Consider the following 13525-nt stretch of genomic DNA (forward strand, 5'->3'; position numbering starts at 1 on the left):
AGTTGGATTATTAATAAAGTACAGCATGTAAATAATTTGTAACTATTTTTATTAAGCTTTATTCATAAAAACTTACATCTTTAATCTTACTAATTAATTTTGCTGGATTTCCCGCAAAAATAGACATAGAAGGAATATTAGTTGCCACTACTGATCCTGCGCCAATTACTGAACCTTTCCCAATTGTGACACCCTTTAGTATAATTGCTCTTGCACCAATAAATACATCATCTTCAATGGTAATTGGAGCAAATTTAATATACTCCGATTTATGCCTCAAATATGGATGTATTGGATGTGCATCTCCATCTGTAATTAAAACACCACTTCCTATCAAAACATTATTACCTATAGTAATATTTCTTCCAGAAATTGTTGCTCCTGAAACACCTACATTATCTCCTATTGTTATAATACCTTGAGGTGAAAGTGCTTTTAAAATAACTTTTTGAAAAACTCCTATAGAATTATATTTTGGATTACTACACGCAATAAAATCTTTGCCAATAACAATTTTGGCAGAATTATGCTTTTGAATTAACGGCAAACTTCTAAATCTCCATGTTTTATTCCAGTAGCCCAATTTATATAAACAAAATATAATATCACGTGGAAAATAAAAAGCATAAATAATATAATGCAATGACTTTGTATACCTAGATAATCTCTTCTTTAAATAATTCATTAAATATTAATAATTTTAAAATTTCCATCAGGTTAAATTATTATTTATTATACTTTTCAGCATTTCAATATTTGACATTAATTCTATATTACTTTTAAACCAAGATTCATCTTTATTCCACCATTTAAAATCCAAAAGAAATTTTATTGTATCCTCATCATATCGATACCTTATTAACTTAGCGGGCACACCGCCATAAATAGCAAAAGCAGGTACATCTTTTGTAACAACAGCTCCTGCTAGAATTACAGCACCATCACCAATAGTCGTACCTCCTACAATAAATACATTTTCACCAATCCAACAGTCACTCCCAATAATTACAGCAAATCTTTTTTCTTTATCAGCAAATCGGAATTCATCAAAACGCTGAACTTTAGTAAAAGTGCATCCATTTTGTTTTCGTAAAGATACAAATACAGGACTTGTAGAAACATAGGGATAGGAATAAGGATGAATCCCTCCGTTTATATTGACATTAGGTGCAATTGAAGTGAATCTCCCAATTTTAGCATTCAAATTTGATTTTGGCCCTATGTAAGAACCATAACCTAAATCGCCATTAAAAGAACATTCAGGATAAAGCTTATTCATACCCTCAAAATTGGATTTTCGACCAATCTTTACCGATAAATCAAACTTCACTAAATTTTTATATTTTATTTTTTGATAAAAATATTTGCAAATTTTTTTTAATAAATGAATCATTCCTAGTTTCTAAATTGTTTCATTAGATTACACTAAATTTTTTGAAATTCTAAATTACTTTAAAATAAATATTAGAATGAGGAGCCTATAACCAACTACGAAATTTATTTAAAATATTCATTTTTTTTCTGTCAAAAATAGATAATAAAATATAAATAAAATATCTACGGAATTTGACTTTAATAAATTTCATTGATTCATAATCTTTCTGACTTTTGCATTTTTGATAAATATTATAAACATTTTCAGCAGTAATCATTTTTTCGTAAAAACCTACTCCGATGTCTTTCAGGTAATAAATCCATTCTTTTGAAAGTAATCCGATACTTTTACTTAGGGTATTATATTCACACTGATATAATAAAACTACCTTTGGAGAATAATATACTTGATAATTATTCATAAGCCTTAAAATTAATTCTAAGTCCTCGTATATACTGATTTCCGTCTTAAAAGCCCCTCCAATATTAGAAAAACATTCTTTTTTAATAAGCATTGATCCTGTCCTCGGAAAAATATTTTTCTTCCACAGATTCTTGATGGGGTCTTTAACAATACCCTCTATTTTTAATTTTGAATAAATCTCTTCCTTACCATCCTCAAATGTTTTTTTAAAATTTGCTACAAAAAAAGAAATCCCCGGCTTTTTCTTTAGCATTTCAAAAAATAGAGATAAACAATCTTTGGTTATAATGTCATCTGCATCTAAAAAAAAAACATACTCTGCATTTGAAGCTTCTACTCCATAATTTCTTGCTGCAGAAACACCTCCATTTTCTTTAGATATTATAGTAATACGGCTATCTTTATAATTGGATAATAACGTGAGACTTTTATCAGTGGAGCCGTCGTCAACAATCAATAATTCAAAATCTTGAAAAGTTTGATTTAAAACGGATTTAACAGTGTCCAAAATAGAATCCTCTTTATTATATAGAGGAATTATTACAGATATTAATGGAGAACTCATTAAGAAATTATTTAATATTTTGTTTAAAATATTCCAAAGAATCTTTGCGAAATAATTCTAGTTTAGAATTGATTGTATTCCAATCAATTTTTTCCAAAATTAGATCCTGATTTAAATCACTATATTTTAAAATCAATCTATTCTCAAGACCAAACATCCTAAATAGTGAGTTAAAACGAGATAAACCTCGACCTACATTTCCATACCCAATAAAAGGTTTGTTAAAAATAATAGAAAAAACACAACCATGAAACGAATCAGTAACAACAAATTCAGCATCCTGAAAACCTCTCAACCAAGAAGTTACTGTTGGATATGTCCGGTCTTCAACTTTATCATTAATATTTGTAGACTTAACATTCACCGAAAATGCTGATCCTCCAATACGATCTACTACAGCATCAATCGTTTTTTTTCGATCACTATTAATATCCAACATATATATTAAAACGTTTCCTTTACTTTTGGGTTCATTTTCTATCGCAATCAATTTATCGTAATCCTGTTTGGTTAATAACATTGTAGGATCAATATGATGTTTAACATCCACTTTAAAATGATTTTTACAAAGTTCTATTGAACTATCTTCCCGTACAGAAACGGCAACAAATTTATTCAATAAACTTTTGACCTCATTAGTTATCTCAGGCTCATGTTCCCAAACATCTTCTCCGAAAGATGCTGCATAAGAGATTTTTTTTGTTTTTGTTTTTTTAACAAAATCAAGAAAAAAATTCATAGCAGTATCACCTGTATATTCTAGTCTCCACACTTGATCACTTCCAACTATAATAGCGTCTAAATTTAGTTTAGTAACAATTTTACTTAATTTTTTCTCTGAATCTAAAATTTCAGTTTTAGGAACAAAGTATTTATCTATGAAGTAAGTTGTGTTTTTAACGATTTCTTGCGAAACAAGGTGCGAATTGATTAATAATTTCTTCTTTACGTTTTTTTTAATTAAGCTTAAAAAACTGACATTCCATTGTCTATCAATCAATACAACTTCAAATCCATTTTTTTGCAAATAATTTTGCAAAGCATATGCTTGTAATATTCCACCGTAATTTTTATGTAAAGGCAGTGTTAGAATTCCAACTTTCATTATAGTATATTGAATTATTATATTATTGTATTCAGGAAAATAGTATTAATTCTATTTGTTTATAAATTAATATTTTTTAATTTATAAAGATTATCTAAGATACGCTCAAATCCTAATACAATATTAATACTTTGTTATTTCCTGGAGCTTAAAATTTAAATTCTAAATTTTGCTTTAAGTGCTCTAACTTTATGACTTACCTTTGTCATCATTTTTAACGTAAACAGATGATTACTCATTTTTTCATCAAACAAAATAGAAGACTGATAATTTTTCCATATGATTAGACTTTTTTTACGTGTTTTCATTCGTAATATTTGGATTATCTTTGTAATTAAATCTATTTCTTTAAAAATTCTTTTTCTTACAAATGGAATCAATTTTCTTTTTCGCGAAAAAACATCAACCCTAAATTTTAAAGCATCCTGTCTATGAATAAAACTACTTTTCTGAGATTTTATTATTAAACTTTCATCTAAAATCTGCAAATTTAATTCTCGTTTATAAATCCCTTCTTGTATAATATAATCTGCTTTTTTTGAACGAGAAATAACTATAGAATTTCCAAGCCCATCTAATTTGTATTCATCTAACCATGCATCACCTAATGATATATCAGCTAATTCAGTAAGAACATCAGAACAAAAATCACAAGCATTAGATTTAAACAAACCTGTTCCCCACATATCACCAACAGTACTCATTTTCATTTGGTGAAATTCGTTTTCCGAATCATATGCTCCAAAAGAATAATTAGATGATGTGCTTTTAACATCTTTGATTCGATACTCTTGATTTGAATAATTTGAAATAATACCTGCCTTTTTAGCAAGAAAATCCGTAAAAAATCTACTCTTAAGTCCCCCACAGATAATGCCAACTAAAAATGGTATTTTTTCCTTTAATTGTGGATTATAATGCTGCTTTAGGCGTATTGCTTTAATAAAACAAGCAACCCCAGATACACCAATTTTCCCTTCAACTTGATTAATTATATTAAATAATTCCTCAAGAGTTACTGGAATATATCTTGTTTTCGAAATTTTTATTATGTCATTAACATCACTAAAAAACTGATATTTATAACTACCTTCTACCTCTTTTACAATAAATAAATGATCCACAATTTTATCCTCTAATAATTGCTTGAAAATATAAGTTGCAATTCCTCCTGAAGAAGATGTCTCTCTATATTCATTAGCAAATCCAACATAAGTATTTTCAAAACGACCTATATGAGGCCCATAATTAGAAGCGTCTTTTAGGAAAGTCACAGCTAATTTATCTTCGTCACAAACCTCTTCATCAGGATAAGGATTAAACGGACAGACTTTTATGCTTTCATAATTTATGAAAGCATCTATTTTTTGTGGGACCAAAAAACCATATTTATCCCATCCCATTTTAAGTGTTGATTTTGATTCTGAGACACATACTCCGCAGCCAGTGCACAAATCTTGTTTAACAACATCTAAGACACTATACTTTTGGTTCATTTTTTTTTTTTGAGATAGTATTAAAGATAAAAAATCTTTCATCATTATTAATACCTAATAAAAATATAATTATTATAATGATAAATATTATCACAACTAATTTTGTTAAGGCCAAAATAAATTCATTTTCTAAAAAAATATATTTATTAAACATAAAAATAATAATTATTGATAAAAAACTGACTAAAAATAACTTTAAGACTACTTGCTTTAAAAAACTCGAAATAGATATTTGTAAATATTTTTTATAAAAAAACAATCTAAATATCAATGAAAAAATAGAGATTAAAATACTTGTAAAAAAAACCAGCTCTGGATTTTTATATATTTTTAACAAAAAAAAAGAAATGGGAAGATTTAAAAAAACTAAAGTTCCAACAATAATTTGGTAAAATTTAATATTTCCAGTTGCCTGCACACCTGTCATTATTGGTCCAGAAATACAATCAATTAATAAATTTATCAAGCAAAGTATTATAAATTTAGAAGTAAAATCCGGAGGAGTTTTTAGCCAGATTTTAAGTATAAAATCAATATTAAATATTACGGGGCAAACAATAATTAACATTAAAAAATAAGATAATTTAGAACTTTGGAAAATCAATTTATTACACTGATCAATGTTTCCTGCAGCATAATTTTTTATTATTTGTGGATTTACAGCCATCTGAAAATTATTGACAAAGGTTTGTACAGCGACTTGTAATTGCATGGTAATTCCATAAGCAGCATTTAAGACGGTTCCAAAAAACAAATTTAATAAAATATTTACACCTTGCCCTCTCGCTACTCCGGCTATGTTTCCAAATAAATTCCATCCGGAATAGGACAATAGTACTTTGTAATATGTTTTATCATAATAAAACTGATATTTACTTTCCTTATAATTTCTTTTACAATAATACTTGTGTCCAGATCTTACTATAAATGTTACAACAAATAATAAAACTGCATACAAGATTAATTTATCAAAAACAAAGACAACTAATAAATAAACAATTAGTAGTTTTAAACCAGCTTCAGCAAAACTCATATACGCATAGATATTCATTTTTTCATGAGCAACAATCAATGCATCGTAAGGCACTTGCAGAATCCCTAACAAAAATGTTAAAATAGAGAACTGGTAGACCCAATTTGCAGCAATTAGCCTATCTAATGGCAAATTCAATTTATTATTTACAAACCACAACCCAATTGTTTCTGCCAATATTAATACAAATAAAGCTATAGCGATGTGAATATTTAGCGTAGCATTAAAAGTTTTTTTTAATTGTTCTAAATCATTTTTTCCAATATCAAAAGCTAAAAAACGCTGAGTAGATGATGTCATTGCACTATTAAAAAAACTAAACAATGTTACAATCCCTCCCACAATACTATAAACCCCATAATCTTCTATTCCCAAAGCATTTAACACCACTCTAGATGTATATAAACTTACACCCATTGTAAAAAACATCCTAATATATAGAATTAATGTATTTTTTGCTATACGTTTATTACCTGTCGAATTTAACATTTATGATTCATTACTACCTCCAACATATCTTATTTACTATTTAATTTGTCTAAATATTTAGTATAAAGAAATCAAAAGTATTTTTATTAATACTCAAATAATTCTAAAGTAGAATCCTTTATTCAAGTTATAATTTTAATTAAACAATTTCAAATCACTCTCCACCATCTCTTTCACCAAAGCAGCCAAATCATATTTAGGCTCCCATCCCAATTGTGTTTTAGACTTTGTAGGATCCCCAATTAAAAGATCTACTTCTGTAGGACGGTAATATTCAGGATCTACTCGTACTACAACCTTTCCTATTTCTAACTGGTATAAAGGATTGTTACAGGCTGCAATTTTAGCTACTTCACTTTCATTTTCTCCTTCAAAAGTCAATTCCATTCCTACCTCCGCAAAAGCCATCGTTACAAAATCTCTAATATAAGTAGTCACACCTGTAGCTATTACATAGTCTTCTGCGACATCTTGCTGTAAAATTCTCCACATTGCTTCTACGTAATCTTTAGCATGTCCCCAATCTCTTTGTGAGTTAAGATTTCCCAGGTAAAGGCAGTCCTGTTTCCCTTTTGCAATGGAAGCTGTTGCCATGGTAATTTTACGGGTTACAAAAGTCTCACCGCGTCTTGGAGACTCGTGATTAAATAAAATTCCGTTACATGCAAACATATTATAAGCTTCACGGTAATTTTTTGTTATCCAGAAACCATAAATTTTAGCCGCACCATATGGTGAACGTGGGTAAAATGGCGAGTTTTCATCATAAAAACCTTTTGCATTTTTATTTTCTGCCAAACCTCCATACAGTTCTGAAGTGGAAGCCTGATAAACTCTCGTCTTTTTTTCTAAGCCTAAGATTCTTACTGCTTCTAAAATTCTTAAAGTCCCTAACCCGTCAACATTTGCAACATATTCAGGAGAATCAAAAGATACTTTAACATGAGACATAGCTCCCAGATTATAAATTTCATCCGGTTGTACTTCCTGAATGATTCTAATAATATTAGTTGAATCTGTCAAATCTCCATAATGCAACTTAAAATCTACATTTGATTCATGTTGATCTTGGTAAATATGATCAATTCTTTGTGTGTTAAAAGAAGAAGCACGTCTTTTTACTCCATGTACCTGATATCCTTTTTCTAATAATAATTCGGCTAAATATGATCCGTCCTGACCTGTAATTCCTGTTACAAGCGCTACTTTTTTTGTGCTCATTTTTTGAGTTTTGAGTTATAAGTTATAAGTTTTGAGTTGAGCGGAGAAGCAAGCTAAGGCTTTCTTTCTAACTAAAATTCTCATTTCTCTACATTTTAACTTGTTTGAATTTTTCTATATTTTGTAAAAACCAGTCATACGTTTTTTGAATGCCTTCTTCAAGCTGTATTTGATGTTTCCACCCTAATTCATGCATCTTAGACACATCCATTAATTTTCTTGGAGTTCCGTCTGGTTTGCTCGCATCCCAGATTATTTCTCCTTTATGCCCGGTAATTTTTTGAATGGTTTCAGCAAGTTCTTTTATTGTCAAATCCTGTCCTGTTCCTACATTGTACAAATAATCCGGCAGTTTATTTTCTAAAGCAAAAACAACTGCTTTAGCCATATCATCAACAAATAAAAATTCGCGCATTGGAGTTCCGCTGCCCCAAAGTGTTACGGGTGCATTGTTATTTTCTTTTGCCTCATGAAATTTTCTGATCATAGCCGGTAAAACGTGCGACGTATTTAAATCAAAATTATCATAGGTACCATACAAATTGGTTGGCATCAGACTTACATAATCTTTACCAAATTGTTTTCTGATAGCTTGACAAGTTTTTACTCCAGTAATTTTTGCAATAGCGTACCATTCGTTTGTTGGCTCAAGAGTATCTGTTAAAAGATAATCTTCTTTTAAAGGCTGAGGAGCTAATTTTGGATAGATACAAGAGCTTCCTAGAAAAATAAATTTATCAATATTGTTTTGTAATGCGGAATCAATCAAGTTATTCTGAATCTGCATATTCTCCATTATAAACTGATACGGATAATCATTATTGGCTAAAATTCCGCCAACGCGTGCAGCAGCATCTATAATAACATCTGGATTTTCTCTGGCAATAAATTCACGGACTGCCTTTTGATCCCGTAAATCTAATTCTTTACTGGAAACTCCAAGTAAATTAGTAAAACCCTGCTCAGACAAAGTTCTCCAAATAGCGCTACCAACCATTCCGTTATGTCCTGCTATATAAATTTTAATTTTCTTGTCCATTTTTACTTTTCTTCAATTTAACATTTAATTTCAAAGCACGGCTTCGCCTTTCCAACTCCCATTACCAGAAATCAGAAAAATTCAATTTGGGTGCAAATATATTGACAATTTTTAGACTTTTAAGACAATTTTAGGAACTAATTATTTCAAAATTAACTAGATACACTATAAAACTCAAAATCAAACAGATACGAGTCCTCCTGAAAGAATTCATCTATATTTTTGCAAAAATAATAGCTTAAAATATATGCAAAAAATCCAAAAACAAGAAATGTCTTATTTTTATGCTTTTAAAACGTGATAATTTACTAATTAAAATCGTGCGTCAAAAAAAAGTGAAATATTTTGTTAAACAAATTTTGAATAAAGATAAACGCAGCTTTAATTCTTAAATTGCCTTTATTTTTTCTTTTTAACTTACTTTTGAAATTCAATAAACAAGTCAAAAATACACATGGAAAAACTCCTTTTCTTTTTCTTTCTGACTCTTAACCCCTTACAAGCCCAAATCTCTGGTTGTACAGACCCTCTATCGAAAAACTACAATCCTAACGCAACTATAAATAATGGAAATTGTCAATATATTTCTTTGAATTTAAAACCTCAACATTCAATTCGTTTAAGCGATTCCATCAAAGAAACCTCAGGGCTTATACATTTTGACAACTTTCTATGGACACACAATGACGATCATGACAAAACGATTTACGGATTAGATTCCCTAGGAATAATTAAAAAGAAAATCGTTCTCCATAAAGTAATAAATCACGATTGGGAAGAAATCGCACAGGACAGTTCTTATTTGTACATCGGCGATTTTGGAAATAATGCTTCAGGAAACAGAACTGATTTAAACATTCTTAAAATAGAGAAAAAATCATTTTTAGAAGGAAATCCCATTATTGAAACTATTGCTTTTAAATATATTGATCAGACTGATTTATCTCCAAAAAAAACAAACACTAACGATTTTGACTGTGAAGCTTTTATCGTTTCTAAAGACAGTATTTACTTATTTACCAAGCAATGGAAATCATCCAAAACCAATATTTATGTTTTACCGAATCAATCCGGAAATCATATTGCACAATTTAAGGAAACCCTCGATACAAAAGGTCTGGTAACCGGTGCAACTTATTTAGAAGAAAAAAAGCTAATTGTGCTTTGTGGCTACTCTAAACTCGGAAAGCCATTTTTATATTTATTGTACGATTTTAAAGATCATGCTTTTTTGTCCGGAAATAAACGAAGAATTAACATTGGTCTTTCTTTTCATCAAATAGAAGGAATTAGTACCACTGATGGTTTGCATTATTATTTAACTAATGAAGCTTTGGTTCGAAAACCTGTTTTGAATGTTCATCAACAAATCCATTATTTTGATTTAAGTCCGATTCTGAATTCCTATCTCCATAAATAATTCGCAAATAGCAATATAATAGCTTACTTTTGCAAAAAAGTTGTGTTTTGTAAAACCTTCATAACTTATAATTTATAACTCATATTTCATAAAGTGAATTACTTATCTGTAGAAAATATATCGAAGTCTTTTGGCGAAAGAACGCTTTTTGACAACATCTCATTCGGAATCAATAAAGACCAAAAAATCGCTTTTATCGCTAAAAACGGTTCGGGAAAAACCACCATTATGAGTATTATTAATGGTCTGGATGAGCCCGATACAGGTCAGGTTGTTTTGAGAAAAGGAATCCGTATGGCTTTTCTTTCTCAGGATAATAATCTACAGGAAGAGTTAACTATTGAAGAAAGTATTTTTGCTTCAGACAATGAAACTTTAAAAGTAATCGAAGCCTACGAAAAAGCACTTGAAAACCCAGACGATGAAGAAGCTTACCAAAAAGCCTTTGACGGAATGGATCAGCACAACGCGTGGGATTTTGAAACGCAATACAAACAGATTTTATTCAAATTGAAACTGGAAGATTTTAAACTTAAAGTAAAAAATCTTTCGGGTGGACAAAAAAAACGTCTTTCATTGGCTATTATCTTAATCAACCGCCCGGATTTATTGATTTTGGATGAGCCAACGAATCACCTGGATCTTGAAATGATCGAATGGCTGGAAAGTTATTTTGCCAAAGAAAACATCACGTTGTTTATGGTTACGCACGACCGTTTCTTTTTGGAGCGTGTTTGTAATGAAATTATCGAATTAGACAACGGAAAACTATACCAGTACAAAGGAAATTACTCTTATTATTTAGAGAAAAAAGAGGAGAGAATTACTTCTGAAAATGCCAGTGTTGACAAAGCCAAAAACTTATTCGTAAAAGAATTAGAATGGATGCGCCGTCAGCCAAAAGCGAGAACTACAAAGTCTAAATCGCGTCAGGATGATTTTTATTTGATTAAGGAAAAAGCACAAAGTCGTCGTCTTGAAAACAAAGTAGAGCTTGAAATTAATATGGAACGTATGGGAAGCAAGATTATCGAGCTTCACAAAATTTCAAAAAAATTCAAGGATCATGTTATTCTGGACAACTTTAGTTTCGATTTTCAACGTGGAGAACGTATCGGAATTATTGGTAAAAACGGAACCGGAAAATCGACTTTTTTAAATCTTCTTACAGGAACAATTCCGCTTGACAGTGGACGTGTTGTAAAAGGTGAAACGATAAAAGTGGGCTATTATACGCAAAGCGGAATCAATCCGAAACCAAATCAGCGCGTCATTGATATTATAAAAGAATACGGAGAATTTATTCCGCTCGCAAAAGGCAGAATGATTTCGGCTTCACAATTATTGGAACGTTTTCTTTTCGATGCTAAAAAACAATATGATTTTGTCGAAAAATTAAGCGGTGGAGAATTGAAACGTTTGTATTTATGTACCGTTTTGATTCAGAATCCGAACTTCTTAATTCTGGATGAGCCTACAAACGATTTGGATATTGTAACGCTTAATGTTCTGGAAAGTTTTCTTTTGGATTATCCAGGATGTTTACTTGTTGTTTCGCACGACCGTTATTTCATGGATAAAATTGTAGATCACTTATTTATCTTTAGAGGAAAAGGTGAAATTGAAAGTTTCCCTGGAAATTATTCTGATTTTAGAGCTTATGAAGATAGTGCTGATGTTGCTCAAAAAGAAGAAAACAAGGCCGAAAAGAAAGATTGGAAACAAAATAACCCGACTGGGAACTTAACTTTCAACGAACAAAAAGAATATCAAAAACTTGAACGAGAAATTAAGGATCTGGAAATTGATAAAACTAAAATCGAACAGTTATTTTCTGACGGAAAGGTTGCTGATGCTGATATCGAGAAAAAAGCAAATGAACTACAAAATATCATTAATAAAATAGACCAGAAAGAAGAACGCTGGTTTGAGCTTTCTGCTAAAATTGAAGGATAGAATTATTACACAGAGATTCACAAAGAAAACGCAGAGTTACACTAATTTTTTTTTTGTGAATCTTTGTTTTTTCTTTGTGAATCTCTGCGAAACAAAAAATACATTTTATTATATTAACCTATTAAAAAATACATTATTAAAATATCATGAAATACATCGTAACATCATTACTTGCATTAACCCTTTTTATCTCTTGCAATTCTAACGACGAACCTAAAAAAACAGATTACACTGTTGAAAACGAAAAAGAAATAGTTGATTATATTGCCAAAAATAAACTAACAGCTCAAAGAACTGATTCTGGTTTGTATTATATCATCAACGAGCCCGGAGAAGGAGCTCAACCAACTGCAAGCTCTAATGTAACAGTGGCTTACAAAGGTTACTATTCTAATGGAACTATTTTTGATCAAAGTAAAGCAGAAGGAGTGTCTTTTGGTTTAAATCAGGTAATTCAAGGCTGGAGAGAAGGAATTCCCTATTTTAAAACGGGCGGAAGCGGGTCTCTACTTGTTCCTTCCCATTTAGGTTATGGCCCTTTTGACGACAGAGGTATTCCCGGAGGATCTGTTCTTATTTTTGATGTGAAATTGATTTCAGTAAATTAGTAAGACAAAATCTTATTTTTCATTATAAAAGGCCACAATAAAACATATTTTTATTGTGGCCTTTTTTTTTGTTATCCTCAACTCACTATTCTTTTCTTTAAATTAAAGTAATACTATATAAGCACCCTCTATTTTACAAAAGTCTGAATTTCATTATGTAATGATTTGAAAAAATTGTGTAAATAATATTATTTCTGTTTTCCGAGCTTTGTTTAAGTGAAAATAAATTCACAAACTAAAACTATATAAAAATGGAAAATTTACATAATCCCGACGGAACAAAACGTGAAGTTTTAACAGGAATGTTTTCAGATCGTGACAGCATAGAAAGAGCGTATGCTAATTTAAGTGAAAGAGGATATACTAAGGATGAAATAAACCTTATCATGTCTGACGAAACCAGAAAAAAACATTATTCAGACAAGGATGATCATTCTGAACTAGGAACAAAAGCAGCTGAAGGTGCCGGAACAGGTTCTGCAATTGGAGGAACAATTGGAGCAATTGCGGGAGTTGTTGCTGCATTAGGAACTAGTCCTGTTATTCCTGGTTTAGGATTAATTGTTGCCGGTCCATTGGCAGCAGGATTAGCGGGTGCTGGTGCAGGAGGAATTGCAGGAGGTGTAATTGGTGCCTTAGTAGGATCAGGAATTCCTGAAGACAGAGCAAAAATTTATGAAGATGGAATTAAAGACGGCCATGTGGTATTAGGCGTTCATCCACGTAATAACGAGGATGCTGAATATTTTAAACAGCAATGGGAAGCAAATAATGGTGTAAACGTATACAGATAAG

Annotated in this window: 12 protein-coding genes; 4 read left to right on the forward strand and 8 right to left on the reverse strand. The window is 30.4% G+C overall.

Annotation, left to right across the window (positions count from 1 at the left end; translation table 11 throughout):
* Positions 1-58: 58 nt before the first annotated feature.
* From BUA98_RS12940 to BUA98_RS12975, 8 genes are all read right to left on the reverse strand, one after another.
* The gene (locus BUA98_RS12940) at positions 59-685 is read right to left on the reverse strand and encodes an acyltransferase (protein WP_072973100.1); all 627 of its coding nucleotides are present in this window, start codon (positions 683-685) and stop codon (positions 59-61) included.
* 27 nt (positions 686-712) lie between these two features.
* A complete protein-coding gene (locus BUA98_RS12945; RefSeq protein WP_072973103.1) occupies positions 713-1393 on the reverse strand; it encodes a CatB-related O-acetyltransferase in 681 nt (226 codons plus the stop codon).
* A gap of 85 nt (positions 1394-1478) precedes the next feature.
* Positions 1479-2363, reverse strand: coding sequence for a glycosyltransferase family 2 protein (locus BUA98_RS12950; protein WP_072973106.1), 885 nt, complete (start codon positions 2361-2363; stop codon positions 1479-1481).
* Positions 2364-2370: 7 nt separating this feature from the next.
* Positions 2371-3468: a polysaccharide pyruvyl transferase family protein gene (locus tag BUA98_RS12955; RefSeq protein WP_072973109.1), complete on the reverse strand. Its 1098-nt coding sequence runs from the start codon at positions 3466-3468 to the stop codon at positions 2371-2373.
* A gap of 155 nt (positions 3469-3623) precedes the next feature.
* Entirely contained in the window at positions 3624-4964 is a 1341-nt protein-coding gene (locus tag BUA98_RS12960) for a Coenzyme F420 hydrogenase/dehydrogenase, beta subunit C-terminal domain (protein WP_072973313.1), read from the reverse strand.
* A complete protein-coding gene (locus BUA98_RS12965) occupies positions 4948-6414 on the reverse strand; it encodes a lipopolysaccharide biosynthesis protein (RefSeq protein ID WP_244279204.1) in 1467 nt (488 codons plus the stop codon). Before BUA98_RS12965 ends, BUA98_RS12960 begins: the two co-directional genes overlap by 17 nt.
* Positions 6415-6621: 207 nt before the next feature.
* A complete protein-coding gene (gene gmd / locus BUA98_RS12970) occupies positions 6622-7707 on the reverse strand; it encodes a GDP-mannose 4,6-dehydratase (protein WP_072973113.1) in 1086 nt (361 codons plus the stop codon).
* Positions 7708-7795: 88 nt separating this feature from the next.
* On the reverse strand, positions 7796-8746 hold the full coding sequence (locus BUA98_RS12975) for a GDP-L-fucose synthase family protein (protein ID WP_072973125.1): 951 nt from the start codon (positions 8744-8746) through the stop codon (positions 7796-7798).
* A 454-nt stretch (positions 8747-9200) separates the two neighbouring features.
* Between BUA98_RS12975 and BUA98_RS12980 the strand changes: the two genes are divergently transcribed.
* The 4 genes from BUA98_RS12980 to BUA98_RS12995 all read left to right on the forward strand — a co-directional run bounded on the left by BUA98_RS12980 (position 9201) and on the right by BUA98_RS12995 (position 13524).
* On the forward strand, positions 9201-10166 hold the full coding sequence (locus BUA98_RS12980) for a hypothetical protein (protein ID WP_072973127.1): 966 nt from the start codon (positions 9201-9203) through the stop codon (positions 10164-10166).
* A 93-nt stretch (positions 10167-10259) separates the two neighbouring features.
* The gene (locus BUA98_RS12985; protein WP_072973129.1) at positions 10260-12122 is read left to right on the forward strand and encodes an ABC-F family ATP-binding cassette domain-containing protein; all 1863 of its coding nucleotides are present in this window, start codon (positions 10260-10262) and stop codon (positions 12120-12122) included.
* 146 nt (positions 12123-12268) lie between these two features.
* The gene (locus BUA98_RS12990; protein ID WP_072973131.1) at positions 12269-12730 is read left to right on the forward strand and encodes an FKBP-type peptidyl-prolyl cis-trans isomerase; all 462 of its coding nucleotides are present in this window, start codon (positions 12269-12271) and stop codon (positions 12728-12730) included.
* Positions 12731-12981: 251 nt separating this feature from the next.
* On the forward strand, positions 12982-13524 hold the full coding sequence (locus BUA98_RS12995; RefSeq protein ID WP_072973133.1) for a hypothetical protein: 543 nt from the start codon (positions 12982-12984) through the stop codon (positions 13522-13524).
* Position 13525: the final 1 nt, after the last annotated feature.

This window comes from Flavobacterium saccharophilum (assembly GCF_900142735.1).
Classification (GTDB): Bacteria; Bacteroidota; Bacteroidia; order Flavobacteriales; family Flavobacteriaceae; genus Flavobacterium; species Flavobacterium saccharophilum.

Coding starts and splice junctions, on each gene's coding strand:
- BUA98_RS12940 (WP_072973100.1), bottom strand. CDS start 685: ATGAATTATTTAAAGAAGAGATTATCTAGGTATACAAAGTCATTGCAT.
- BUA98_RS12990 (WP_072973131.1), top strand. CDS start 12,269: ATGAAATACATCGTAACATCATTACTTGCATTAACCCTTTTTATCTCT.
- BUA98_RS12955 (WP_072973109.1), bottom strand. CDS start 3,468: ATGAAAGTTGGAATTCTAACACTGCCTTTACATAAAAATTACGGTGGA.
- gmd (WP_072973113.1), bottom strand. CDS start 7,707: ATGAGCACAAAAAAAGTAGCGCTTGTAACAGGAATTACAGGTCAGGAC.
- BUA98_RS12950 (WP_072973106.1), bottom strand. CDS start 2,363: ATGAGTTCTCCATTAATATCTGTAATAATTCCTCTATATAATAAAGAG.
- BUA98_RS12960 (WP_072973313.1), bottom strand. CDS start 4,964: ATGAACCAAAAGTATAGTGTCTTAGATGTTGTTAAACAAGATTTGTGC.
- BUA98_RS12995 (WP_072973133.1), top strand. CDS start 12,982: ATGGAAAATTTACATAATCCCGACGGAACAAAACGTGAAGTTTTAACA.
- BUA98_RS12975 (WP_072973125.1), bottom strand. CDS start 8,746: ATGGACAAGAAAATTAAAATTTATATAGCAGGACATAACGGAATGGTT.
- BUA98_RS12965 (WP_244279204.1), bottom strand. CDS start 6,414: ATGGGTGTAAGTTTATATACATCTAGAGTGGTGTTAAATGCTTTGGGA.
- BUA98_RS12980 (WP_072973127.1), top strand. CDS start 9,201: ATGGAAAAACTCCTTTTCTTTTTCTTTCTGACTCTTAACCCCTTACAA.
- BUA98_RS12945 (WP_072973103.1), bottom strand. CDS start 1,393: ATGATTCATTTATTAAAAAAAATTTGCAAATATTTTTATCAAAAAATA.